This window comes from Blautia sp. HA3515 (assembly GCF_059933065.1).
In genome coordinates this window covers 1-25,126 of record NZ_JAYFUY010000126.1, presented here as the reverse complement: position 1 = coordinate 25,126, position 25,126 = coordinate 1, and the positions used below count along the sequence as shown (strand labels likewise).

The 25,126-nt window shown below is 45.6% G+C and carries 15 protein-coding genes, 2 tRNA genes and 10 pseudogenes; 4 read left to right on the top strand and 23 right to left on the bottom strand.

What is annotated here, in order from left to right; genetic code table 11:
- The 6 genes and pseudogenes from glf to R1Y93_RS10660 all read right to left on the bottom strand — a co-directional run.
- Positions 1-902, bottom strand: a pseudogene (gene glf / locus R1Y93_RS10685) (UDP-galactopyranose mutase); the annotation flags it as partial.
- Between the two features lie 26 nt (positions 903-928).
- Positions 929-1,465 (bottom strand): annotated as a pseudogene (locus R1Y93_RS10680) (DUF5662 family protein).
- Positions 1,420-2,781, bottom strand: a complete 1,362-nt coding sequence (locus R1Y93_RS10675) for a hypothetical protein (RefSeq protein ID WP_500822792.1) — start codon at positions 2,779-2,781, stop codon at positions 1,420-1,422. The pseudogene R1Y93_RS10680 and the gene R1Y93_RS10675 overlap by 46 nt, the downstream one beginning before the upstream one ends.
- The gene (locus R1Y93_RS10670; protein WP_500822791.1) at positions 2,666-3,232 is read right to left on the bottom strand and encodes an early set domain-containing protein; all 567 of its coding nucleotides are present in this window, start codon (positions 3,230-3,232) and stop codon (positions 2,666-2,668) included. Before R1Y93_RS10670 ends, R1Y93_RS10675 begins: the two co-directional genes overlap by 116 nt.
- On the bottom strand, positions 3,165-3,383 hold the full coding sequence (locus tag R1Y93_RS10665) for an early set domain-containing protein (protein WP_500822790.1): 219 nt from the start codon (positions 3,381-3,383) through the stop codon (positions 3,165-3,167). The genes R1Y93_RS10670 and R1Y93_RS10665 overlap by 68 nt, the downstream gene beginning before the upstream one ends.
- Positions 3,384-3,530: 147 nt before the next feature.
- Positions 3,531-4,286: an exodeoxyribonuclease III gene (locus R1Y93_RS10660; RefSeq protein ID WP_500822789.1), complete on the bottom strand. Its 756-nt coding sequence runs from the start codon at positions 4,284-4,286 to the stop codon at positions 3,531-3,533.
- A gap of 213 nt (positions 4,287-4,499) precedes the next feature.
- Between R1Y93_RS10660 and R1Y93_RS10655 the strand changes: the two genes are divergently transcribed.
- Both R1Y93_RS10655 and R1Y93_RS10650 read left to right on the top strand, forming a co-directional pair.
- Positions 4,500-5,687, top strand: coding sequence for a cation:proton antiporter (locus tag R1Y93_RS10655; RefSeq protein ID WP_500822788.1), 1,188 nt, complete (start codon positions 4,500-4,502; stop codon positions 5,685-5,687).
- A 203-nt stretch (positions 5,688-5,890) separates the two neighbouring features.
- Positions 5,891-6,277, top strand: coding sequence for a DUF1292 domain-containing protein (locus R1Y93_RS10650; RefSeq protein WP_158422039.1), 387 nt, complete (start codon positions 5,891-5,893; stop codon positions 6,275-6,277).
- A 44-nt stretch (positions 6,278-6,321) separates the two neighbouring features.
- Here R1Y93_RS10650 and R1Y93_RS10645 read toward each other — a convergent pair whose 3' ends face one another.
- The 16 genes and pseudogenes from R1Y93_RS10645 to R1Y93_RS10570 all read right to left on the bottom strand — a co-directional run bounded on the left by R1Y93_RS10645 (position 6,322) and on the right by R1Y93_RS10570 (position 24,527).
- Positions 6,322-6,837, bottom strand: coding sequence for a dCTP deaminase/dUTPase family protein (locus R1Y93_RS10645; protein ID WP_500822787.1), 516 nt, complete (start codon positions 6,835-6,837; stop codon positions 6,322-6,324).
- Between the two features lie 85 nt (positions 6,838-6,922).
- Positions 6,923-9,026 (bottom strand): annotated as a pseudogene (locus R1Y93_RS10640) (polyribonucleotide nucleotidyltransferase).
- A 220-nt stretch (positions 9,027-9,246) separates the two neighbouring features.
- On the bottom strand, positions 9,247-9,513 hold the full coding sequence (gene rpsO / locus R1Y93_RS10635; RefSeq protein WP_294528656.1) for a 30S ribosomal protein S15: 267 nt from the start codon (positions 9,511-9,513) through the stop codon (positions 9,247-9,249).
- 242 nt (positions 9,514-9,755) lie between these two features.
- Positions 9,756-11,424, bottom strand: a pseudogene (locus tag R1Y93_RS10630) (Na/Pi cotransporter family protein).
- A 62-nt stretch (positions 11,425-11,486) separates the two neighbouring features.
- Positions 11,487-11,906 (bottom strand): riboflavin kinase, encoded by a 420-nt coding sequence (locus tag R1Y93_RS10625; RefSeq protein ID WP_500822786.1) that lies wholly within the window; start codon positions 11,904-11,906, stop codon positions 11,487-11,489.
- Positions 11,897-12,403, bottom strand: coding sequence for a hypothetical protein (locus R1Y93_RS10620; protein ID WP_500822785.1), 507 nt, complete (start codon positions 12,401-12,403; stop codon positions 11,897-11,899). The genes R1Y93_RS10625 and R1Y93_RS10620 overlap by 10 nt, the downstream gene beginning before the upstream one ends.
- 49 nt (positions 12,404-12,452) lie before the next feature.
- Positions 12,453-13,341, bottom strand: a pseudogene (gene truB / locus R1Y93_RS10615) (tRNA pseudouridine(55) synthase TruB).
- Positions 13,338-14,303: pseudogene (locus tag R1Y93_RS10610) on the bottom strand (DHH family phosphoesterase). Before R1Y93_RS10610 ends, truB begins: the two co-directional pseudogenes overlap by 4 nt.
- Positions 14,304-14,315: 12 nt before the next feature.
- Positions 14,316-14,726 carry a 30S ribosome-binding factor RbfA gene (gene rbfA, locus R1Y93_RS10605; protein ID WP_500822784.1) on the bottom strand — a complete coding sequence of 137 codons (411 nt, stop codon included), beginning with the start codon at positions 14,724-14,726 and terminating at the stop codon, positions 14,316-14,318.
- Positions 14,727-14,760: 34 nt separating this feature from the next.
- Positions 14,761-17,814: a translation initiation factor IF-2 gene (gene infB / locus R1Y93_RS10600; protein ID WP_500822783.1), complete on the bottom strand. Its 3,054-nt coding sequence runs from the start codon at positions 17,812-17,814 to the stop codon at positions 14,761-14,763.
- An 88-nt stretch (positions 17,815-17,902) separates the two neighbouring features.
- A complete protein-coding gene (locus R1Y93_RS10595; RefSeq protein WP_500822782.1) occupies positions 17,903-18,235 on the bottom strand; it encodes a L7Ae/L30e/S12e/Gadd45 family ribosomal protein in 333 nt (110 codons plus the stop codon).
- A pseudogene (rnpM, locus tag R1Y93_RS10590) lies at positions 18,222-18,502 on the bottom strand (RNase P modulator RnpM). The gene R1Y93_RS10595 and the pseudogene rnpM overlap by 14 nt, the downstream one beginning before the upstream one ends.
- Entirely contained in the window at positions 18,499-19,689 is a 1,191-nt protein-coding gene (gene nusA, locus R1Y93_RS10585) for a transcription termination factor NusA (RefSeq protein WP_500822781.1), read from the bottom strand. The pseudogene rnpM and the gene nusA overlap by 4 nt, the downstream one beginning before the upstream one ends.
- Positions 19,690-19,716: 27 nt before the next feature.
- A pseudogene (gene rimP / locus R1Y93_RS10580) lies at positions 19,717-20,140 on the bottom strand (ribosome maturation factor RimP).
- A 187-nt stretch (positions 20,141-20,327) separates the two neighbouring features.
- A pseudogene (locus R1Y93_RS10575) lies at positions 20,328-22,569 on the bottom strand (DNA gyrase/topoisomerase IV subunit A).
- 23 nt (positions 22,570-22,592) lie between these two features.
- Positions 22,593-24,527: pseudogene (locus tag R1Y93_RS10570) on the bottom strand (DNA gyrase/topoisomerase IV subunit B).
- A 204-nt stretch (positions 24,528-24,731) separates the two neighbouring features.
- Here R1Y93_RS10570 and R1Y93_RS10565 point away from each other — a divergent pair.
- A tRNA-Glu gene (locus R1Y93_RS10565) sits at positions 24,732-24,803 on the top strand.
- Between the two features lie 36 nt (positions 24,804-24,839).
- Positions 24,840-24,911, top strand: a tRNA-Glu gene (locus R1Y93_RS10560).
- Between the two features lie 16 nt (positions 24,912-24,927).
- On the opposite strand, the gene R1Y93_RS10555 is transcribed toward R1Y93_RS10560, so the two are convergent.
- Complete coding sequence (locus R1Y93_RS10555) at positions 24,928-25,086, bottom strand: hypothetical protein (RefSeq protein WP_500822780.1); 159 nt, start codon at positions 25,084-25,086, stop codon at positions 24,928-24,930.
- Positions 25,087-25,126 lie beyond the last annotated feature (40 nt).

Below are 25,126 nucleotides of genomic sequence, written 5' to 3'. Positions count from 1 at the left end.
ATATTCTCGGTGATCACAGTCTTAGGCTGTGTACCAAACTCAAAATGCTTATGTTCAATGATCCTGGTATAAGGAACCTGATAATCTGTGTAATTCACAACTGCATTGCCCTGGTAATTGCCCATATCCAGAACTTCAGTTTCAAAGCGAAGTGAACGGTACTCCAATGCCCCATAGCAGTAATCATAAAATTCATCGATCATTCCTGTAAACAGGATCTTGTCAGCCTGTGCAGACAGCTCCTGACGATTAGCAAAAAAGTCAGTTTTCAGGCACACCTGCACTCCTTCCAGAAGTTTCTTAATGATCTTGGTATATCCACCCATAGGAATTCCCTGATAAGGATCTTTAAAGTAATTGTTATCATAAATGTAGCGAAGGGGCAGACGTTTGATAATAAATGCAGGAAGATCCTTACACTCTCTGCCCCACTGCTTTCTGGTATAGCCCTCTACCAGTTTTTCGTATACATCCTGTCCAACCAAAGCAAGAGCCTGCTCTTCCAGGTTCTTTGGATGGGTGATATGCATACGGCTGATCTGCTCCTGGATCTTTGCCTTTGCCTCTGCCGGAGTCTTTACTCCCCACAGCTGATGGAAGGTGTTCATGTTAAAGGGCAGGTTGTCAAGCTCATCCTTGTAGATAGCTACCGGAGAATTTACAAAATGATTAAAGTCTGCAAACTGGTTCACGTATTCCCACACATTCTTCTTTGATGTATGGAAAATATGGGCTCCGTATCTGTGTACCTGGATCCCTTCTATTTCTTCTGTCTAAATATTTCCGCCAATATGATCTCTTTTGTCGATCACAAGACAAGTTTTCCCTTTTTGGGCAGCTTCATGTGCAAACACAGCCCCAAACAAACCTGCTCCAACGATCAGATAATCATATTTCTTCATTTAAAAAGCCCCCTTTTGTAAGTTTGTTATTTACGAAGATATACATTTTTAATATAATGAAGCGCTTTTTCTTCCCCATGGTCACTAAGGATCCGAAGAAGTGTCTTCCAGATCTCTTTTGGTCTTTGGATGTACAAACCATAATTTATTTTTTGCTTTTCAGATAATACTGTAATGGAGCCTGACAGGTATAAGCATCTCCCATATAGGTTCTGGATGCGCTGATCCTGTCCATCACCATCTCTGCAATATATTTCCTGGGCATAGGCGCACCCATGATCACATGTGGATCATCAAGGGAATAATCTACCCAGTGCTCATAATGATGTTTATTTCTTCCCTTATGGTGAAGCCAGGCTGTGGAAACTTCCGGTAGCCTCCCTTTCTGCATTGTTAGGGCTGCGGTCTCCCTGATAATACCTGCATCCTACAAGAAATTCTGCAGGCGAATACTTGGAAAGATCATGAAGAAGGCCCTGCTTATATAATCCGATACGAAAGCAATAACCCATTACCGTCAGTTTATGCTTTGTGATTGTTTTGAAGTGAAGCCACGGATGCATGTTTTACCTCCTGCCCTGCATGTTTTTCGCGTATTTTCTTTTTTTCTTTTGCTGGGAACAGGAATCTTTTCTCCAAGAAGTACTACAATACTCCTGGGCTGGATCTCCACAGACTTGGTATACTCCCTGGCATTCTCTTTCTCATAGAAGCCGTCCACGGTCAGATCCCAGGTATCGATCACCTTTTTCCATTGCATGGTATCCGGCAGATCCGGCAATGCTAAAGAACGCTTTTCCCAGTAAAAATTATATCCAATGTAAATATTCTCATCGGCTGTTTGATCTCCTGCATATGCACCGCAGTACAGAATGCCCAGCATGCGGCTGGTATTCTCTGAACTGCAAAACCAGGCGCGTTCGCCGTGGAAGGACATGTCCGGAAGACCCATTGCCAGATAATCTGACTCTCTTAGCTGCGTTGCCCCGTGAAGGATGGGATGCTCCATCCGAAAACGGATCACCTTCTTTACAAACGTATGGATCCCCTGATTTCTCTTTTGGCCTTTCCAGTCTACCCAGCCAATACTGTTATCCTGACAATAGGCATTGTTATTTCCTTCCTGGGAATTACAGATCTCATCTCCGCCATAGATCATAGGCGTACCCTGTGCAAGAAGTACCATGGCAAATGCGTTACGGATCTGCCGTTCCCGCAGCTGCCGGATGGCCGTCTTCCTGCTTGGCCCTTCTATACCACAATTCCAGGAATAATTATATGCGCAGCCGTCCGAGTTATCCTCTCCATTGGCCTCATTGTGTCTGTAATTATAGGATACCATATCATTCATGGTAAATCCATCCTGGCTGGCTATATAATTGATCACTCCGTAAGTGTCCGGATTTCTGGAGAGGCGGTATCTGGCTGCTGAAACCATATCCTCGTCACTTTTCAAAAAGCGCCGCATATCCTGAAGAAATCCCGGATTGTATTCAGCAAAGCTTCGGTGCACGAATTTCCGCCCTTTGTAAAATGCATTCATATCGTATCCCTGGGTCATGATCCTGGTACCGGCAAGCAGGCCGTCCCTAAGAAGCAGTTCCAGCGGAACTCCGTCTCCCAGAAGATGAAAACCGTCTACATGGTAATATTCTTTCCAGAACTGAAGTGCATGTAAAGGGATCAGAGGACTGATATCCCTTGGGAAAAACATTTCCATAATACAGCCGATCCCTGCCTTATGAAAGGCTTTGATCATATCCTTAAACTCCTGTACCGGATCTCTGCCGGCACAGTAGGCTTCCTTTGGGGCAAAGTAGCTTCCAGGAATATATCCCCAGAAATTCACTTCGTCCTTTTTCCTTCGGCTGGTGATCATCCCTACCTGTTCCCTTTTTATCAGCCACTTCCTGAAATTCATAGGCAGGCATCAGTTCAATGGTATTGATCCCTAAATCCTTCCAGTAAGGGATCATCTCTGTCAGACCCTGAAATGTACCTTTTTTCTTTATGGTACTTCCGGCAGCCTTTGTATAGCCTCTTACGTGAAGCTTGTAAAGGATCATATCCTTATATTCTCTCTGGATCCCCTCATCGCCTTCCCAGTCATATGGTGTATCTTTAAGAAGCTCACACCGTACTGCATGAGGATCCTCAGTATACGGGCTTCCAAATCTCTTCCTGCCTGTCAGACGGCAGGCACAGGGATCCTGCACCACGCTTCCGTTGATCAGGAAATTGTACTGGCAGCTGGCAAGGCTTTTATCTGTAAGACGGATCGCAAAAACTCTGCCTGTCTGGTATTCCCAGGCCCATAGGAATCTCCTCAACTGGCGCAGGCTGATTTCGTTTATATAAGAGCAGGGAAACCTGGGCATCCTCAGGAGCTTCAACTGCAAAATTGTATCCGCCCTCCAGCTTGTACGCTCCAAGAACCTGTGGATATCCCGGTTTAATTCTGGTGTTATTCATAGACTGCATGTGCTGCCCTCCTATTTTTTATTCAAGAATGCCTCGGCATTCTTGCTGCGAGGTGCGCGTCATGCAATTGCATGACATACTTCTCCTGCGCACCTCTGCAATCCTGCCGGAGGCTATATCAGCTGGGGGATTGACTCCCAGCTGATATCAAAGATCGATCTCCAATTCAACCGGACAATGATCAGATCCCATGATCTCTGTATGGATCTTTGCATCTTTTAATCTTTCTTCTAATGAAGAAGAGGTAAGAAAGTAGTCGATCCTCCATCCTGCATTTTTCTCCCTGGCCTTAAATCTGTAGGACCACCAGGAATAAATCCCTTCCTGTTCCGGATAAAAATAGCGGAAAGTATCTGTAAAACCATGATCCAGTAATTTTGAAAAGCAAGCTCTCTCTTCATCGGTAAATCCTGGATTCATACGATTATTCTTAGGATTCTTAAGATCGATCTCTTTGTGTGCCACATTCATATCGCCACAGCAGATCACCGGCTTTTGCTCCTTAAGCTTCTGCAGATAAGCAAGGAAATCCGCTTCCCACTGCTGCCGGTATGTAAGGCGGCGAAGTTCACTCTGGGAATTGGGTGTATATACAGTAACTATATAAGCTTCCGGAAATTCAAGTGTGATCATCCGTCCCTCTTTATCATGCTCTTCTATGCCCATTCCATAAAAAACAGAAAGAGGTTCCTTTTTTGTAAAAATGGCTGTACCGGAATATCCTTTACGATTGGCATAATTCCAATACTGATGATAGCCCGGAAGTTCTATTTTCACTTGTCCTTCCTGACACTTGGTTTCCTGCAGACAGAAAACATCTCCGTCCAGCTTCTTGAAACTCTCCTCAAATCCCTTGGTCAGGCAGGCTCTGATCCCATTTACGTTCCATGAAATAAGTTTCATTCTTTGCTCCTTTACCCAGGCAGGATTCCTGCCCATATGATGCTGCGAATCTGTTTTCAATTGCTTTTATCCCTTTTCGCATACTGTTATAAGTATAACACAATTTGACAGATAAAAACAGCTTTTCTTGCTTGCATACCTAAAACAGCAATGCTATAATTGTTCCGTTACAAATGAACCTTAAAATACCTATTATATGAGGGGGAATTATGAATGGAAACTTATGAGATTTTTAAAGATCTGGCCATTATCCTGATCTCTGCCAAATTGTGCGGTCTTATCGCCGGAAAGCTGAAAGCACCGCAGGTTGTAGGAGAGATCATTGCAGGACTTCTGATCGGTCCTTGTGTGCTCGGTCTTGTTCAGCAGACAGATCTGATCAGCGGCCTTGCCGAGATCGGTGTTGTTCTGCTTATGTTTTTTGCCGGTCTTCAGACCAGTCTGAAGGATCTGATGCGTACAGGCTGGAAAGCCTTTCTGATCGCCTGTTCAGGAGTACTGGTACCGCTTCTTGGCGGATATCTGCTTTATAGCTGCTATTATGGTTTTGCTCCCGGCGGTTCTTCCGGATTTTACTCTGCCATCTTTACCGGAGTGATCCTGACAGCCACCTCTGTAAGTATTACAGTTGCCACCTTGAAGGAGTTGGGCTATCTTAAAACAGAAACCGGAACCACCGTTATGAGTGCTGCGATCATTGACGATGTGATCGGGATCATTGTACTGACCTTTGTAATTGGTATGAAAGATCCTAATTCCAAGCCTTCCAAGGTGATCATTTCCACTGTGCTGTTTTTCCTGATCTTCTTCATCCTAGGTGTTCTGATCTGCAAATTCTTCCAGTGGCTGGACAAGCGTTATCCTCATACAAGGAGACTTCCTATTTTCGGCTTTGTACTTGCCTTTGCCATGGCCTATATTGCAGAAAAATATTTCGGTATCGCTGATATTACCGGTGCTTATGTGGCAGGTATTATCCTGTGCAGCATTGATGATGCAGAATATATTGCCCGCAAGGCTGACGTAAGCTCATACATGGTATTTGCCCCTGTTTTCTTTGCCAGCATTGGATTGAAAACAAATATTGACCAGCTGACACCTGCCCTTCTTCTTTTCTGTGTACTTTTTGTGGCAGTAGGACTGATCACCAAGATCGTAGGCTGTGGACTGATGTCCAAGGTGCTTGGTTTCAGCGGCGAAGATTCTATCAAAATCGGAGTAGGCATGATGACTCGTGGAGAGGTTGCCCTGATCGTTGCTCAGAAGGGACTTCAGGTTGGTATGATTGAGTCCAAGTATTTCACAGCTGTTATCCTGCTGATCCTGGTATCTTCCGTGATCACACCTATTTTCCTGAAATTGCTTTACTCCCGTTCCTCTTCCAGAGCGTTAAGCAAATAAGGAATCCCAGTGATGCATTAAGTAAATATACAATACCAGTCATGCATTGAGTAAATATACAATACCAGTGATGCATTAAGTAAATATACAATACCAGTCATTGCAATCTGGTTACATATCTGTTAGTATAATGATACCTGTGGGTGTGCAAAGCATAAAGCGATCCACAGGTATCATATTAAAGAAAAGCGAGGATCATTTTTATGAGCGATACAGAATTTGGCTGCAGCGGCAGCACTTCCTGCAGCCCCAGCGACTGTGCTTCCTGTGCAGGCGGCTGTGGCGGCAGTGACATTTCTTCCCACCGTACCATCACTCTTACCATGGAGGATGATACAGAAGTAGAATGTGCCATCCTGACCATCTTCCCGGTAGATGCAAAAGAATACATTGCACTTCTTCCTCTGGATGAGAACGGCCAGAATACAGATGGTGAAGTATATCTTTACTCCTTCACCCGCACAGAATCCGGCGATCCAATGCTGGCAAATATTGAAGATGATGAAGAATACAATAAAGCAGCCGTTGCTTTTGATGTTGTCCTTCAGAATGCACGGGATGCAGAAGAAGCCGGAGCTCCCCTGGAATAATTCTTCCAGGGGCTCCGGCCTCTTTTTTGTCTGCCAGGTTCTACTTATTTTTCGGTGGTACTTCCAAACCCACCATTTCGCACATCTGTTACATCATCATCTACTGTGATACCGTATTCTACAAAGATTCCCTGCATGAAGCCTGTGCCTGCAGCAATCTCCACAATTTTCCCTTCCTTTGAATCATTGGTCAGCTTTGCAAAAATATGTCCCTCATTATCAGAATAGAAATAATCACTATCAATGATCCCCACAGTATTATTCAGCTGAAGCCTGTATTTAAATCCAAGGCCGCTTCTTGGATAGCATTTCAATACCCAGTCCTGTTCCATTTCCACACGGATCCCTGTAGGGATCTTCACAGTTTCCCCAGGCTTAATGGTATAACTTACCGGTGCAAAAAAATCATACCCGGCACTTCCTGCAGTGGCTCTTCTGGGAAGAGAAAGATCCTCATATACAGCCTTTACTTCTTCCTCTTTCATTTCCGGAAAGGAATCCTTCCAGTCACCGGCAAATCTTTCAAAGCTTACTTTATGGAATTTTCCGATTCTTCTCATAATTCTAACTCCTGCAAAAAGAGCTGCCACATCAATCCTGCAGCAGCCCTTTGCTCTTATTGTAATTCTTATTGTAATATGAAATTTATTTTCTTGCTTCTGCCGGAACATCCTTGATGCTGAAGCTCATTCTTCCCATCTTGTCTTTTCCAAGGCAGATCACTGTCACCTTATCACCAAGTGTAAGTACATCCTCTACCCGGTTGATACGCTCCTTGCAGATCTCTGGAAAATATGAACCATGCCTTCTTTGCCTGGTGCAAACTCAACAAATGCGCCAAACTCCTTAATGCTGATCACACGGCCGGTAAAGATCTGACCCTGCTCAAAATCTGTAGCAATGATCTCAACCATTTTCTTAGCTTCTTCCATGCTCTTGGCATCAACACCACAAATGGAAACTGCGCCTTCGTCTGTAATATCGATCTTAACACCTGTACGCTCAATAATCGTCTTGATGGTCTTTCCACGCTGCCCAACTACATCACCGATCTTCTGAGGATCGATCTGGATCTGGATGATCTTTCAGGTGCATAAGCGCCAACGCTTGGACGTGGACCTGGGATACATTTCTCGATTACTTCTGTAAGGATGTACTCTCTTGCCTCTTTGGTACGTGCAATTGCTTCCTCTACGATCTGTCTGGTAAGACCATGGATCTTAATATCCATCTGGATCGCTGTGATACCATCATGGGTACCTGCCACCTTAAAGTCCATATCGCCAAAGAAGTCCTCAAGACCCTGGATATCGGTCAGTACGATGTAATCATCATCTGTATCTCCGGTAACAAGACCGCAGGAAATACCTGCAACCGGTTTCTTGATGGGTACTCCGGCTGCTTCCAGAGACATGGTAGATGCACAGATACTTGCCTGAGAAGTAGAACCATTGGACTCAAAAGTCTCAGACACGGTACGGATTGCATATGGGAACTCTTCTTCACTTGGAAGTACAGGTACAAGCGCTCTCTCTGCCAATGCTCCATGACCAATCTCACAGCGTCCCGGTCCTCTGGATGGCTTTGTCTCGCCTACAGAGTAGGATGGGAAATTGTAGTGATGCATATATCTCTTGGATGTTTCAAACTCATCCAGTCCGTCCAGTCTCTGTGCCTCTGCAAGCGGTGCCAGAGTCGTCACTGTACAGATCTGTGTCTGTCCTCTTGTAAACATGGCAGAGCCATGAACTCTGGGGATAATATCCACTTCTGCAGCCAGAGGACGGATCTGCTTGATGGCACGTCCATCCGGACGCTTGTGGTCTTTCAGGATCATCTTACGTACAGTCTTCTTCTGATACTGGTATACAGCCTCACCAAGTACAGCCAGCCATTCTTCTTTATCTGCAAAAGCCTCTTTCAGCTTCTCAGTAACCTGTGCCACATTGTTCTCTCTTGTCTGCTTGTCATCAGAGAATACTGCCACTTCCATTTCTTCTGGAGGAACGATCTCTTTGATGGCTGCAAAAAGCTCTTCCGGAACTGCACAGGACTGATAGGTATGCTTTTCTTTACCACACTCTGCTACGATCTTATCGATGAATTTGATGATCTCCTGATTGACTTCATGTGCCTTGTAGATAGCCTCGATCATCTTTGCTTCAGGAACCTCATTGGCCCCTGCCTCGATCATGATCACCTTGTCTCTTGTGGAAGCAACTGTCAGCTGAAGGTCAGACATATCCTTCTGTGCAAGAGTTGGGTTGATAATAAACTCTCCATCGATCAGGCCAACCTGTGTGGTTGCACATGGACCGTCAAAAGGAATATCGGAAATACAGGTAGCAATGGAGGAACCCAGCATTGCAGGGATCTCAGGATTACACTCCGGATCCACGGACATAACCATATCTACCAGTGTAACATCATTTCTATAATCCTTAGGAAACAGAGGACGCATTGGACGGTCAATCACACGGGAAGTAAGGATCGCATGCTCACTGGCCTTTCCCTCTCTCTTGTTGAAGCCGCCTGGGATCTTCCCAACAGCGTACATTTTCTCTTCATATTCTACACTTAAAGGGAAAAAGTCAATTCCCTCTCTTGGCTCCTTTGATGCTGTAGCTGTTGCCAGTACAGTGGTATCACCATAATGCATCAGGGCTGCACCGTTTGCCTGCTTTGCAACACGCCCGATGTCTACAGTAAGCGTTCTTCCAGCTAATTCCATGGAATAACTTTTGTACATCTTTTTTCTCCTTTTCAATTCTCTTATTTTCTTTGATCTGACACAGAAGCCCGAAACAACTGAAAAAACCATTTGCCAGCCAAAGCAACTGGGCTTTTCAGTCATCTCGGAATAACTTCTGCTGCCTTAACATCTTTTTATGTACTAGGAAATTTCAACGGAATTTCCTAGTTGCCCATAAAACAGGGACGGATGGAAATCCGTCCCTTCCGCATACTAATTACTTTCTTAAACCTAATTTTTCAATCAGTGCACGGTATCTTTCGATATCTGTTTTCTTTAAGTAAGCTAACAGACCACGTCTCTGTCCAACCATTTTCAGAAGACCTCTTCTTGAATGATGGTCTTTGTGGTTGCTCTGAAGATGCTCGGTAAGCTCCTGGATCCTTGCTGTAAGGATAGCTACCTGAACCTCCGGTGAACCTGTATCACCTTCGCTTCTTGCATACTCTTTCATGATCGCTGCTTTCTTTTCTTTTGAAATCATCTTTGATTTCCTCCTTAAAATATTATAATAGGTGCTCCGGCAAATCCTTACCGTAAGCCTGCAGGTAAACGCCGCATATTAAGAGACGGTCGGAGTTTCCAACCTCTGAATATGGGCTGTACCCACACAAAAGACAGTATAGCATATCCGCCTTTTCCTGTAAACCTTTTTCCATAGAACTTTTCAGTTGTTTTTTTAACTACTCCGTTGCTTTCCTGAGTTAATTGTTGCCAGACACAGCTTTATCTGCCAGCGGCTTTTGCACGCTCCTCTTTCTGTTGCTCAATAGGATCGTCATCCAAAAGGGAAAAAGCAATGTTGGTAGCATAGTCAGTGCTTCTTCTCCAAACCGGATATAATATCAGAGAACATCATACCTGCGCTGGCTGTACATTCGCCTCTGGTAAGACGCTGGATGTGTGACTCCTGCAGTTCCCTTTCGGTTTCATCCACCTGATCCTCCAGATCCAGGATCTCCTGCATATGCTCCTGATTATTGCTCGAGAACATATCCAACGCATATGTGGTGATCTTGATTACCATGTCCAGCATGCTGGACAGCTCACGCTTGGCAGATTCGCTGAAGCCAATATTCTGCTTCAACCGGGATTCTGCTGCATCTACGCAATATTCTCCGCATGATCCCCGATACGCTCAATATCATTCACCACATGGAACAGACCGCCAATGCTCTTTGCGTCATCTGCAGGAAGAGTCGTACCATTTACCTTTACAAGATAACTGGTGATCTCATGGTTCAGATAATCGATCTGCTTCTCCACCTGATATACCTGTTCGATCTCCTGCTCATCCAGCGTAACCAGCGCATTCATGGCACGCTCCAGATTGGAAATGGCCATATGTCCCATTCTCTCCATCTCCCGGATCGCATCGAATACAGCAGTTGTAGGAGAATAAACTGATTTTTCGCCAATATACTGAAGATGGAAGCCTTCTTCTTCTGCCTCTTCCTTTCCTCTTACAATCCAGCCGGTCATCTTTACGATCTGCTTGATAAACGGTGCAAGGATCAATACCTCCACGATCTTGATCAATGTATGGGCATTTGCCACCTCACGGCCCGGATTGCTTCCGGATACAAATTCAATAAAGTGTGTGATCGGTTCCAGTGCCACAGTCAGGGCCACATACATGATCATCGTACCCAGGATATTAAACAGCAGATGGATCATTGCCGCTCTCTTTGCATCACGCTTGCCATTCAGGCCGGCAAGAAGTGCAGATACACAGGCTCCAATATTACATCCAAGGATAATGAAGAAACAGATCGCTCCATATCCAACAGCCCCTGATTTGCAAGAAGGAGCACAATACCAACCGTAGCTCAAGAGCTCTGAAGGACTGCTGTAACCACAAGACCTACGACCAATGCTGCAAAATGACTGTTAAGAGATCCCATGATCTCAACTACCTGAGGGGATTCCCTCAAAAACAGCCATGGAGCTGGACATTGTATTCAGTCCCATAAACAGGATACCAAATCCAAGAAGTACTTCGCCACTCTCGGACTTTCACCTTCTTGGAAACCATTACCAGTATGATACCAGCCATAACAATGGCAGGTGCCAGTGCGGAAAGGTTAAATGAAATCAGCTGTGACGTGACTGTAGTACCAATATTAGCTCCCATGATCACGCCTGCAGCCTGGTACAGGTCCATCAGCCCTGAATTAACAAAGCTGACCACCATAACTGTACAGGCACTGGATGACTGGATCACTGCTGTAAAAAGAGTACCTACAAGGATCCCACGTAATGGGGTCTTTGTAAAGAACTCAAGAATCGCCCTCATCCTGGCTCCAGCCGCCTGTTCCAGACTGTCGCTCATTAACCTCATACCATATAAGAAGAGCCCAAGCCCTCCCATAAGTCCAAGAATAATCTCTGCCATTGCTCAATTATCTCCCTTGTATTTTACACTTTTTTTACTGTTTCTTTACAGTAGCTACATCATTAACTATATATGATATTCTGGTTTTTGTCCATGAAATCTTTTCCCAGTTGCGCATCTTTTAAAAGCTGGGTCTTCAAAGCCTCAAGGGACGGGAATTTATATTCAGGCCTCAGATAATGCAGAAATTCTACCTTACAGGGCTTTCCATACAAATCCTGACTGCAGTCAAACAGATAGGTCTCAGCACCGATAAAAGACTCTCCTCCTACTGTAGGCTTACATCCAATATTGGTGATTCCCCCATATACCTGGTTTTCAAAATGGGAAACTGTTACATATACACCGTTTGGAGGCATCAGCTTATCCGGATCAGGAATCATATTGGTTGTAGGAAGAAGCATTCTGTGTCCAAGGCCTCGCCCATGCAAAATCTCCCCTGCAAGAAAATAGGGTCTGCCCAGCAGATCCTCTACTTCCATTTTTCCTTTTTCAGTTCTTCCCGTATAAACGTACTGCTTACCTTTCGTCTGCCATCCATCTCTTTTGAGATGATTTCAGCATGAAAACCGTATTTTGCGCCAAAGCTTTTCAAAAGCTGTGGAGTACCTTTCCTGCCGTATCCAAACCGGTAGTCTTCTCCTACTGCCACAAAACCGGCATGCAGATCCCCAAGTAATATCTCTTTTATAAAATTCTCAGCTTTCTGATGCTTGAAGCTGTCAGTCAAAGGACACTCCACCAATACATCTATGCCTGCTTTTTCAAGGAAATCAGCCCTTTCCTTACGGGAAAGGATCATCTTTTCATTTACATCAATGGCAAAAAGCACTGCCTTAGAGCCTGTCATCTTCTTGTATTCCAGTACCTTTTCCACCAGACGCATATGGCCTCTGTGGATCCCGTCGAACTTTCCCAGGGTCACACCGCAGGGTGCAAGCCTTGGAAATTCCCCGTTTATCTTCAGATATTCCATCATCTGCTCCTTAATTCAATTCATGTCCAATACCTGTAAAAATATCATACGTTCAAATGAACATTTTTACAGGGAAATACCTTTGTTTCCCTTGATCCCACTGATAGATCCCAGTGAAATTCCCTGTGCTGCCATACATACGTACCCAGCTCTCTTTAACACTTTCATTTACCAGCTCCTGGATCAGGGGATTTCCATTTTGAAGAAGCCTGTCACCAGCCTGGGTACACATCAGCCTGGGATACTCACCAAGGACCTGTTCCACAGGAATCACAAGCTGGGATATCTTTCCCTGATCTCTCATCTCTTCCACCTGGGCCAGAGTATAGGCTTCATCCAGCGTATACCGTCCCACCTTTGCTCCTTACAAGGCTTTCCATACTGCCTCCGCAGCCTAATGCCTCTCCAATGTCATTGCAAAGGGTACGTATATACGTTCCCTTGCTGCAGGTGACTGTAAGCTTTATAAGCGGCAGGGCGATCTTCTGGATCTCTATCCTGTAAAAAAATACAGGCCGTGCCTTACGCTCTACCGTCTTGCCCTCTCTTGCCAGTTCATACAGCTTTTTACCATTTACCTTCAGTGCAGAATACATAGGCGGAACCTGCATCTGCTCTCCAAGGAAGCCATTTACTGTATCTTGGATCTGTTCTTCGGTTACATGTACCGGATGCTCTGCAAGCACAGTACCGGTCATGTCCTGGGTATCTGTTACCACTCCCAGGCGGAGTACCGCTTCATAAGTCTTTTCTTTGTCTGTAAGCATATCCACCAGACGGGTACCCTTGCCAAGGGCAACCGGAAGCACACCTTCTGCCTCCGGATCCAGGGTACCTGTATGGCCGATTTTTTTCATGGATAAAATCCCACGAAGCTTAGCTACCACATCATGGGAGGTATATCCTTTTTCTTTTCTGATTACAATGATTCCGTCCATTATTTATCCTGTCCCAACAGCTGTTTTTCGATCTGTTCGGATATGTTATTGATCACATCATATACAGAACCTGCCATATCACAGCCTGCTGCACGCATATGTCCGCCTCCTCCGAAATAAACAGCAATCGCACTTACATCTACCTTGCCATTAGAGCAAGGAGGAAACCTTAAACACCTGGCTTTCCACTTCATACAGGAACATGGCCACTTCTACGCCCTGTGTAAGGCGGAGCTGGCTTACAACCCCATCCAGATCCTTGCCTTCCACACCGTAAAAATCCATGTCTCTTTTTTTCATGCAGCCTACAATGCATCTTCCGTCCAGCAGCATAATGCTTTCTGCCAGAATACGGCCCATCACCTGATTCTGCAGGTAGGTTTTCTGATAAAAGGATTCATCGATGATCTTGCTGAAATTAAATCCTTTTTCCATCAGTGTGGCAGCGATCCGCATCGTCTTTGGTGTGGTGGAAGAATACTGGAACACGCCTGTATCATGAACGATCCACCGGTATAAATAGCAGTTGCAATATCCTTATCTACTTTTTCAGGATCGAGAAGCCCGTAAAGCACTTCACAGGCTGAACTGACTTCTCCCTCCACGTGATTCACATCTGCAAAGCCAGGATTACTTACGTGATGATCCACGCAGGCAGTTTTCTTTGCATGTTCAAAATATTCCCCTGCAACTGCCAGCCTGTCTCTTGCGCTTACATCACAGGTAACAAAAAGGTCATATTGTCTGTCCCCTTCTGCTTCTGTCTTAATATCTTCAATGTGACTGATATAATGCCAAACCGGCTTTGGGCTTTCCAGATAAATGTCCGCTTTGATCTGCGGAAAATATTTTCTGATGTACAGATATAATGCCATACAGGAGCCTACACAGTCTCCATCCGGCCGGACATGACCTCCGATTCCCAATGTCTTAACGCCATTCAGTATCTCTTCAATCCTCTCCATATTCTTACCTCGTCACTCTTCCCTTCCGTCTTCTGGCTTCTCTTCCTGATCAGGCTGTGATGCTTTTGCATCCTTCATCATTACGTCATCGATCAGCTTTGACATATTCACGCCATATTCAATGGACTCATCCAGAATAAAACGGATCTCCGGCGTATTCCGCAGATTCAATGTCCTTGCAAGCTCCCGGCGGATATATCCTTCTGCATTCTTCAGACCCTTGATCGTGGACTGCTTTGCTTCCTCATTGCCCAGGACACTGATAAATGCCTTACATGTTTTCAGGTCAGGAGCCACTTCCACTGCCATGACAGATGTCATTGGATGAATACGTGGATCCTTGATCTCTTCACGGATGATCTTGCTTAATTCCTTCTGCACTTCACCGTTTATCCTGGTATTCTTAATGCTGTTTTTTCTCATAATTATCTCCTATCCTGACGCTTGCCCGGATGTTCTATCTTGGCACTTCTACCATGATATACGCTTCAATCTTGTCTTCTTCTTTTACGTCATTGAAATCATTAAATACAAGACCGCATTCGTAGCCTGCCTTAACTTCTTTCACATCATCTTTAAATCTCTTCAGGGATGCAAGCTCGCCTTCATAGATCTGATCCTCACCTCTGGTAATACGTACTTTGCAGTTCCTCTGGAACATACCGTCCAGAACATAACTTCCTGCGATCGTACCGATACCGGAAGCCTTGAACAGCTGACGAACCTCTGCATGGCCGATCACCTTCTCTTCGTAGATCGGATCCAGCATACCCTTCATAGCTGCTTCCACATCCTCGATCGCCTGATAGATCACCTTGTACAGACGCAGATCTACCCCTTCCTGCTCAGCCAGCTGCTTTGCAGTAGTATCAGGACGTACATTAAAGCCAATGATGATCGCATTGGAGGTAGCTGCCAGGCTTACGTCAGATTCATTGACAGCGCCAACACCACCATGGATCACTCTTACTACAACTTCCTGGTTAGAAAGCTTTACAAGGCTCTGTTTTACTGCTTCCACAGATCCCTGTACATCTGCCTTCACGATGATCGGCAGCTCTTTCAGGTCACTTGCCTGGATCTGATCAAACAGATTGTCAAGTGAAAGCTTGCCTTTCGTTTCTTCCAGCAGACGGTTTTTATTCTCAGATACAAAGGCTGCCGCAAAATTCTTGGCGTCTTTATCATTCTCAAAGGACATCAGCACCTCTCCTGCGTTTGGCACATCACCAAGACCCAGGATCTCCACAGGTGTAGATGGTCCGGCTTCTTTTACCCGGCGTCCCTTGTCATCCATCATTGCACGAACCTTACCGCTGCAGGCACCTGCCGCAATAAAATCTCCCACGTGGAGAGTACCCTTCTGTACAAGAATGGTAGCAACAGGTCCTTTACCTTTATCCAGCTGTGCCTCGATCACAAGACCTCTTGCCGCACGGTTAGGATTGGCTTTCAGTTCGGAAACCTCTGCTGTAAGAAGGATCATCTCAAGCAGATCATCAATACCCTCCCCTGTTTTTGCTGAAACAGGTACAAAGGCTGTGCTTCCGCCCCAGTCCTCAGGGATCAGTTCATATTCGGAAAGTTCCTGTTTTACACGCTCGATATTTGCACTTGGTTTATCGATCTTGTTAATAGCAACAATGATCTCCACTCCTGCTGCCTTCGCATGGCTGATCGCCTCTACAGTCTGCGGCATCACACCATCATCTGCAGCAACCACAAGGACTGCAATATCTGTAGCATTGGCGCCACGCATACGCATAGCTGTAAATGCCTCATGTCCTGGTGTATCCAGGAATCTGATCTTCTGATCATTGATATCTACCACATAAGCACCGATATGCTGGGTGATACCGCCAGCCTCGCCTCTTGTAACATTTGTCTTACGGATCGCATCAAGAAGGGATGTTTTACCATGGTCAACGTGACCCATTACACATACAACCGGAGGTCTGGGAACCATAGTGGACTGATCTTCTTCATCTTCTTTCAGAAGTTCGCCGATCACGTCTACCTTCTCCTCCTGCTCTGCAATGATGTCGAATTCCATAGCGATTTCCTGTGCTTTTTCAAAATCGATCTCATGGTTTACAGTTACCATCTGTCCCTGCATGAAAAGCTTCTTCACGATTACAGATGGCTGCATCTTCATAGCTTCTGCCAGTTCACGGATGGTCATTTTCTCCGGCAGGGTGATTTCTTTTACTTCAGGCTGTTTTTTCTCTTCCGGCTGTTTCTGCTGGGGAGCCAGCTTCTGAAGTGCCTTTGGCAGTCTGGATACCATGCCGCGGCCACCCTGGTTTGGTCTGTGTCCGCCGCTTGTCTTATCAAAATCTTTCTTTTTGTTTTTATTTTCTCTGTCACGCTCACGCTTGCTGTCCTTGGTGCCTTTGGTAAGCTCTGGAGTAAATACTGCATCGGAAGCACCTGTGCTTCTTCTTGCGCCCTGACGCTGTCCGCCTCTTCCCTGGCTGAAACGTCCGTCTCCTCTTCCTTCACCTCTGTTATCACGATTATCCGGACGGCCTTCGCCTCTGCCTGCACCCTGTGGTCTGCCCTGGCCAAAACGTCCGCCCTGGCCTGCACCCTGGCGCTGTCCCGGTCTGGAATCTCCTGGTCTTGACGGTCTTCCCTCATTGGAACGTGCCGGGCGTCCGCCTGTTTCTCCGAATCTTGGATTTCGCTGTGTACCATCTCCGCTTCTCTGAGGACGGCCGCCACCCTGACGGTCAAAGCTTCTTCTTTCCCCATTACGGTTATCATTCCCCCGGAATCCACGTCCGGACTGTCCGTTGCTGTTTCCAGCCGGACGGCCTTCGCCTCTGCCTGCGCCCTGTGGTCTGCTGCCTTCATTTCTCGGTCTGTCAGATCCCTGTCTTGACTCAGCTGGCTTTGCTTCAGCCGGTTTTGCTGCCTGTACCGGTGCTGCAGATGGTTTTGCTGCCTCTGCTGGTTTTACAGTCTCAACCGGCTTTGCGCTTTCTGCCGGTTTAACGCTCTCCACTGGCTTTGCTGCCTGTACTGGTGCTGCAGATGGTTTTACAGTCTCAGCCGGTTTTACACTTTCTGCAAGCTTTACGTTCTCTGCAGGCTTTGCAGCAGCTGCAGGTTTTGCCGGTGCCACAGCCTGGCTTCTTGGCTGTGCAGGGCGTGCCCCCTGTGGTCTCTGGCGCTTCTCGCCAAGTGGTTTCTTTCTTCCTTTTCCGCCATCACTGGCATTCTGTGCATGATATACACGGATAATATTTTTTTTCTTTTTCGGCGCTTCTGTTTTTTCAGCATCCGTCTTCGCCGTAACTACCTTTTCTTCTGTCTTAGGAGTCTCCAATTTCGTATCTTTCTCCTTTCCTAGATCCTTTATTTTTTTTCTGATAACAGCTGCCTGGGATCCCTCCACATTGCTCATATGGCTTTTTACATCAACCCCTTCAGCTCTTAATAATTCCATAATCTCCCGATTTTGCTTTCCCAGCTCTTTGGCAAGCTCATGTACCCTGATTCTGGTCATTTGCCTTCCTCCTTCTTACCAAATACCTGTAAAGCAGATGAACTGCTTTATTTCTCTTTTGCAAAACGGAATCTGTAACAGCTGGTGGTCATGCCTTTTCTGGAAATACACCACCCTCAGCCAGTTTCTTAATGAGTGCATTTGCAAAATTCTCATCCTGCACTGCTGCACTGGCCCGAAATTCTTTGCCCATGGCTTTTCCAAGCATTTCCTTGTCTTCTTTCAGGATAAACAAGGGCACCTGATAATAAGCACACATATTCCGGAATTTCTTTTTTGTATTATCGGATGAATCACCGGCAACAAGAACCACATAACCTTTGCCGGACTTTACGGATTTTTCAGTGGAAAATTCGCCGCTTACCGTCTTTCCGGCCTTTGTGGCCAGCCCTAACAGTGATAATGCTTTATTTTGAATCAATTCCGTCAAACTCCTTTTCCAGGCTGTCATAAACCTCATCCGGTATGGATACCTTCAGGGAGCGCTCCAGTCCATGGTTCTTCCTAGCCTTTTCCAGGCATTCCCTGGAAAAACAAAGATATGCACCACGGCCATTCTTCTTCCCAGGTTGCATCCAGAAGGATCTCCTCCTTCTCCGGTTCTTAAAACCCGGATCATCTCTTTTTTATTTTTCATTTCCCTGCATCCAGTACACTGCCGCATAGGGATCTTGCCTTTTGTTTTCATGCTTCCTCTGTTTCTTCTGAAGATGGCTCTTTGTCAGCTTCCGGCTGAGGCTCCTGGGAATCCTGTACTTCTGCTTCTACAGACTCCTCATATTCGTCCTCATCGTAATACTCCTCATCTTCATCCTCATCATAATCATAGAAGTCTCCGGATTCTTTAGCCTGTGTCTCACTCTTGATATCGATCTTAAAACCTGTAAGACGGGCTGCCAGGCGGGCATTCTGTCCTTCCTTGCCAATTGCAAGGGAAAGCTGGTAATCCGGAACTACCACAAGTGCAGTCTTCTCATCCGGGTCTGCCATAACTGCGATCACCTTTGCAGGGCTTAATGCATTCTCGATGAGAATAGCCGGGTTCTCATCCCAGTTGATAATATCGATCTTCTCTCCACGAAGCTCATTTACGATGGCTCCTACACGGGAACCGTTTACGCCTACGCAGGCTCCTACAGGATCTACATCCGGATCATTGCTCCATACAGCGATCTTTGTACGGGATCCTGCCTCTCTGGCAATGCTCTTGATCTCTACAGTACCATCTTTTACTTCTGCAACTTCAGATTCAAAAAGACGTTTCACCAGGCCTGGATGAGTCCTGGACACAAGAATACGGGGACCTTTCGGGGTATCCTTTACTTCCAGGATATAAACCTTGATATGCTCTGTAGGCTGGAATGTCTCACCCTTCACCTGCTCATTCTCGCTAAGGACTGCATCAGCCTTTCCAAGGTTAATACTTACATTTCTGCCCATCACACGCTGTACAATACCTGTTACCACTTCTTTCTCAATGCCATAATACTGATCATACAGCACTTTACGTTCTTCCTCACGGATCTTCTGAAGGATCACATTCTTAGCATTCTGTGTGGCGATCCTGCCAAACTTATCTGAATGGATCTGAACCTTTACCACATCGCCGATCTCTGCATTTGCATTGACCTTTCTTGCATCCTCCAGGGATACTTCCTCCACCGGATCCTCCACATATTCAACAACAGTCCGGTCTGCATATACACTGAAGTCGCAGGTATCCCTGTCAATGCTTACATGCACGTTGTCAGCCTTCCCAAAATGGTTCTTGCAAGCCTGGATCAGAGACTGCTCAATTGCTTCCAAAAGAGTATCTTTGCTGATATTTTTTTCTTTTTCCAGCGTATCCAGTGCCTCCATTAACTCTCTGTTCATTTTTCTCTTTTCCTCCTAAATAAGTCCTTAAAACTGAATTGCCAGCCGGATCAGTGCGATCTCTTTCCTGTCGAATACTCGGTTCTGTCCATCTTCGTCAATTGTCACACTGTTACCATCATATGCGGTCAGAACTCCGCAAAATTCTTTTCTGTTTTTCGATTGGCCGGTAGGTCCGGATTTCTACCAGCTTTCCAAGGCTCCTGGCAAAGTCCTTCTCCTTTTTCAGTGGACGGTCAAGCCCAGGAGAACTGATCTCCATAATATAGCTGTCTTCGATAAAGTCCTGTTCATCCAGCTTATCACTGAAAATACGGCTTACAGCTTCACAGTCATTCACTGTGATCCCGCCTGGTTTGTCAATGTAGCCTCGCAAATACCAGCATCCTGCTTCCTTTACATATTCTACGTCTACCAGTTCAAAGCCCTGTTCTTCTACAATAGGAGCCAAAAGTGCCTCTGCCCTCTGCTGATATTCTTCTGCGTCTGCTCATGCTTCCCACCTGCCTTTCCAACATATCCCTTTATCAGCAAAAGAGTGGGCGTCTGCCCACTCCTATGCCAACAAGTTCTTAGTTTCTTTTGCCATTGTAGCACCAATCCCAGGAAATGCAAGGGCTTTTTCCTTAATATATGTGTTACAGCCTTGGTTTTACCCCTTTTGTATCCCTTTTTGCCAGCTTCACCTTATTCAGGGAATACTCCTTCTCTTTGTAGGTAATGGTATATTCCCTGTGGCCTTCCAGTAAATAAGCGTGCTCTACAGCATCACCATCTGTCAGCTTCATGCCTCTTACACCGACCGAAGTTTTCTTCATAGGAGATTTCCTGTTTCAGGAACCTTAAGAAATATCCCTCTCTTGTCTGAAATACCACCTGCTCCATCTCATCCGCAAGACCAACAAAGATCAGGGAATCCTCCGGATTTAATTTGGTAGAAGCTATCGTTCTTTTTGCTACATCAAATTCATCGCCTTTTACCAGCTTACACATAGAAGCTGCTGTCACAAACATAAGGGAGCCATTTCGGATCTGTTCCATAGGCGCCACATATATGATCTGTTCCTTTGCACTTTCGTAATTGCTCAGATTGTCTGCAGGCGTACCCTTGTCCCGGAACCGTCCCAGGGGAATATCTGCCACCTTAATGGAATGCATCCGCCCACTGTCTGTAAACAGACAGATCTTATCTGTATTCATACAGGTAAAGATATATTTATTCTCGCTGTGGGCTGCCTCTTTATTTCTTTCGTAAGCATTCATATCCACCAGCTTCATATAGCCGAAGCGATCCATCAGGAAGCATACCTGCATCTCTTCCATCTTTTTCTCTTCATATACAGCTTCCTGGGCATTTTCAATAGTCGTCCGCCGTTTTACAGTATATTCCTTCTTGATCTGATCCAGATCATCCATGATCACATGTGCCATAGAATCATAATTATTCAGAATATCTTCGTACCTGGCAATATTGTCCATGGTCTGCTTGTACTCAGCTTCCAGGGCTTCGATCTCCAGGCCGATGAGACGATACAGACGCATTTCCAGAATAGCCGTTGCCTGCTTTTCAGAAAAATGCAGCTTCCCGGCTGCCGTTTCACTTGCCTTTGACTTAAAACGGATTCCCTTTGTAACACCTTCCACCAGACATTTTTTCACCTGCTCCCGGTTCTTGCTTCCACGCAGGATCTCAATGATCAGGTCGATCACATCGCAGGCCTTAATAAGGCCCTCCTGAATCTCTTTTTGTCCATCTCTTTTGCAAGAAGGGTGGTGTATTTCCTTGTAGTGATCTCAAAAAGAAAATCCACATGATACTCGATCACCTGTTTAAGGCTTAAGGTTTCCGGTCTGCCCTCTGCCACTGCCAGCATATTAACGCCAAAGGTATCCTCCAGCCTGGTTTTCTTATACAGCATATTGGTCAGATTCTCCACATCCGTATCCTTTTTCAGTTCCAGTACGATACGGATCCCTTCTTGGAAGACTGGTTGGAAATGTCAAGAATGTCTGTAGTCTTTTTTGTTTCTACCAGGGCAGCTACGTCATTCAGGAATTTACCAATATTTGCTCCCAGCATGGTATACGGGATTTCTGTGATCACCAGCAGCTGTCTGCCGTTTTTTTGCTTTTCAATCTGCACTCGTCCACGGATACGGATCTTCCCGGTTCCTGTTTCATAAATATTCAGAAGCTCATCTTTATTAACAATGATCCCTCCGGTAGGAAAATCAGGGCCTTTCATGTAACGCATCAGTCCCTTAACACTGATCTCATTATTCTTCATATATGCTTTAACCGCATCCACCACTTCTCCCAGATTGTGGGCGGAATACTGGTAGCCATACCTACCGCAATACCGTCTGCACCATTTACAAGAAGATTGGGGATACGTACAGGCAGTACCTCCGGTTCTTTCTCCGTCTCATCAAAGTTAGGCAGAAAATCTACCACATCCTTATCAAGGTCTGCAAGGAATACTTCCTGAGTAAGCTTTTCCAGCCTGGCTTCTGTATACCTCATAGCTGCGGCTCCATCTCCTTCAATGGAACCGAAGTTTCCATGTCCATCCACCAGGGTCTTGCCTTTTTTGAAATCCTGAGCCATCACTACCAGTGCCTCATAAATAGAGCTATCTCCGTGGGGGTGGTATTTACCCATGGTATCTCCAACAATACGGGCGCACTTTCTGTAAGGACGGTCATACCGGATCCCCAGCTCATACATATCATAAAGGGTACGCCTTTGTACAGGCTTCAGGCCATCCCTTACATCAGGAAGTGCCCTGGAAATGATCACGCTCATGGCATAATCAATATATGATTTCTGCATTACTTCCGAATAATCGGCAGCAATAATATTTTCCTGCTTTGTTTCCATCTTCTATATCCTCTCTGCACTGACTATACGTCCAATTCTGCATCTGTAGCATGCTCATAGATAAATGCCTTCCTGGGAGGCACATCACTGCCCATCAGGATCTCTGTCACACTGGATGCAAGCCTTGCATCCTCGATCTCTACCCTCTTCATCCGTCTTGTTTCCGGATCTCAGGGTGGTTTCCCACAGCTGCTGGGCATCCATTTCACCAAGGCCTTTGTATCTTTGCAGGGTAAAGGTACCGGATTTGTGGGTACGTCTGGAACTTTTCCAGTGCCTCATCATCATACAGGTATTCCTCTTCGCCTTTTTTGGGCATAACCTTATACAGAGGCGGCATGGCAATATACACATGTCCTTCATAGATCAGTTCCGGCATAAAACGGTAAAATAAAGTAAGAAGCAAGGTGGAAATGTGTGCTCCATCCACATACTTTGCATCTGCCATGATCACGATCTTATCATAGCGCAGCTTTGTAATATCAAAATCATTTCCGTAGCCTTCCGAAAAGCCACAGCCAAAAGCATTCATCATGGTCTTGATCTCTGCATTTGCCAGTACCTTGTCAATGGTAGCCTTCTCCACATTCAGGATCTTACCCCTGATGGGAAGGATAGCCTGATAATTCCGGTCCCTGGCCGTTTTGGCAGAGCCGCCTGCAGAATCTCCCTCTACAATAAAGATCTCACAAAGAGCAGGATCCTTTTTCTCACAGTTAGCCAGTTTTCCCATTAGAATCAAAGGAATACTTCTGTTTTGTAAGAAGGTTGGTCTTTGCACGCTCTTCTTGTCTTTGCGGATCTCTGCAGCTTTTTCCGCACAGCAAAGCACGGTCTTTAAGGTTTCAAGATTTCTGTCAAAAAACAGTACCAGCTGTTCTCCCACTACCTTGCCTGTAGCACGGGCAGCATCCTGATCATCCAGCTTGGTCTTGGGCTGTCCTTCAAACCCTGGCTCCGGATGCTTCACAGACACAACTGCAGTCATACCATTCCGGATATCCGCTCCTGTAAAATTAGGGTCCTTTTCTTTTAATACGCCAATCTCCCTGGCATAAGTATTCATCACAGTTGTAAAAGTGGTCTTAAAGCCGGTGAGATGAGTACCGCCTTCTGCATTATAAATGTTGTTGCAAAAGCCCAGCACATTCTCCCGAAATTCATTGGTAAACTGAAATGCAACTTCCACCTGGATCCCATCTGCTTCACCCTTAAAATAAACCGGCTCATGCAGTGTTTCTGAATTCCGGTTCAGATCCCGGATATACCCTACGATCCCCTCTGGCTCATGATAAGTAATATCCTCCGGCTCATCCCCTCTTTTGTCCTCAAAGCGGATGGTCAGCTCCGGATTCAGATATGCAGTCTCATGAAGACGGCTTTTTACTTCTGTAGCAGAGAAACGGGTCTTTTCAAAAATCTCCGGATCCGGCAGGAAATTCACACAGGTGCCTGTTGTCTTTGTCCGGCCCAGTTTCGGCAGAAGGCCGCTTTCCAGAGGGATCGTAGGGATTCCTCTTTCATAATGGTCATTGATGGATATAGCCGTCACGGCTGATCTTGATATCCAGATATACAGATAATGCATTTACAACAGAAGAACCTACTCCATGTAGTCCGCCACTTGTCTTATACGCAGAATGGTCAAACTTACCTCCTGCATGAAGTGTGGTAAACACAAGGCGTTCTGCAGACATTCCCTTTTCATGCATGTCCACCGGGATCCCTCGTCCATTGTCTGTAACTGTACAGGATCCATCCTTTTCCAGAACCACATGGATCAGGCTGCAGTATCCTGCCAGGTGCTCATCTACTGCATTATCCACGATCTCGTAGATCAAATGATTCAGACCCTTTCGAGATACACTTCCAATATACATTCCCGGCCGTTTACGGACCGCCTCCAGTCCTTCCAGTACAGATATACTGCCTGCGTCATAGGTATCTTTTTTTGCCATGACTGTTTCAGATCCTTTCTTAACTGTTCAGTCCCATCTTTGCTTCCATCAGCTGAACAGTTACACTTGTTCTTTATTACGTTCAAACATTCGTTCTATATCATACCTCAGATCCTACGGGTTTTGCAAGCATGAAAATTTTTTTAAAAAAGTGCTTGCATTTTTCTGAAAGGTAGTATATACTAAGCAAGTCGGTTGACGCAAGGCCAGTTGGTCAAGGGGTTAAGACGCCGCCCTCTCACGGCGGAAACACGAGTTCGATTCTCGTACTGGCTGCTATTTTTAACCGATATCCATAAGTTTTATACATATGGCCAGTTGGTCAAGGGGTTAAGACGCCGCCCTCTCACGGCGGAAACACGAGTTCGATTCTCGTACTGGCTGCTTTAGAAGAACTGTTTTACAGTTCTTTTTTTGTGTAATAAAGAATCACTCCGTAGGTATCATATCTTTGGGCTTTTGCCCCCAACATCATAATATAAGGGATGCCCTTGGCATCCCCCATATTATGATTATTCAATATCTTCTGCCGGTTCTGCCGGAATAAATACACGTCCATGATCTGTTTTCTGCTTTTTCACAGCTTTCGCCTTATCTTC

Excerpts from the sequence above, each read along its gene's own strand:
- R1Y93_RS10675 (WP_500822792.1), bottom strand. The coding sequence starts at position 2,781 with ATGATCACCAGCCGAAGGAAAAAGGACGAAGTGAATTTCTGGGGATAT.
- R1Y93_RS10620 (WP_500822785.1), bottom strand. The coding sequence starts at position 12,403 with ATGATGGAATATCTGAAGATAAACGGGGAATTTCCAAGGCTTGCACCC.
- R1Y93_RS10660 (WP_500822789.1), bottom strand. The coding sequence starts at position 4,286 with ATGAAACTTATTTCATGGAACGTAAATGGGATCAGAGCCTGCCTGACC.
- R1Y93_RS10665 (WP_500822790.1), bottom strand. The coding sequence starts at position 3,383 with ATGCAGTCTATGAATAACACCAGAATTAAACCGGGATATCCACAGGTT.
- nusA (WP_500822781.1), bottom strand. The coding sequence starts at position 19,689 with ATGAACAGAGAGTTAATGGAGGCACTGGATACGCTGGAAAAAGAAAAA.
- R1Y93_RS10645 (WP_500822787.1), bottom strand. The coding sequence starts at position 6,837 with ATGAGAAGAATCGGAAAATTCCATAAAGTAAGCTTTGAAAGATTTGCC.
- R1Y93_RS10650 (WP_158422039.1), top strand. The coding sequence starts at position 5,891 with ATGAGCGATACAGAATTTGGCTGCAGCGGCAGCACTTCCTGCAGCCCC.
- rpsO (WP_294528656.1), bottom strand. The coding sequence starts at position 9,513 with ATGATTTCAAAAGAAAAGAAAGCAGCGATCATGAAAGAGTATGCAAGA.
- R1Y93_RS10625 (WP_500822786.1), bottom strand. The coding sequence starts at position 11,906 with ATGGAAGTAGAGGATCTGCTGGGCAGACCCTATTTTCTTGCAGGGGAG.
- R1Y93_RS10655 (WP_500822788.1), top strand. The coding sequence starts at position 4,500 with ATGGAAACTTATGAGATTTTTAAAGATCTGGCCATTATCCTGATCTCT.
- infB (WP_500822783.1), bottom strand. The coding sequence starts at position 17,814 with ATGACCAGAATCAGGGTACATGAGCTTGCCAAAGAGCTGGGAAAGCAA.
- R1Y93_RS10555 (WP_500822780.1), bottom strand. The coding sequence starts at position 25,086 with ATGGACGTGTATTTATTCCGGCAGAACCGGCAGAAGATATTGAATAAT.
- rbfA (WP_500822784.1), bottom strand. The coding sequence starts at position 14,726 with ATGAGAAAAAACAGCATTAAGAATACCAGGATAAACGGTGAAGTGCAG.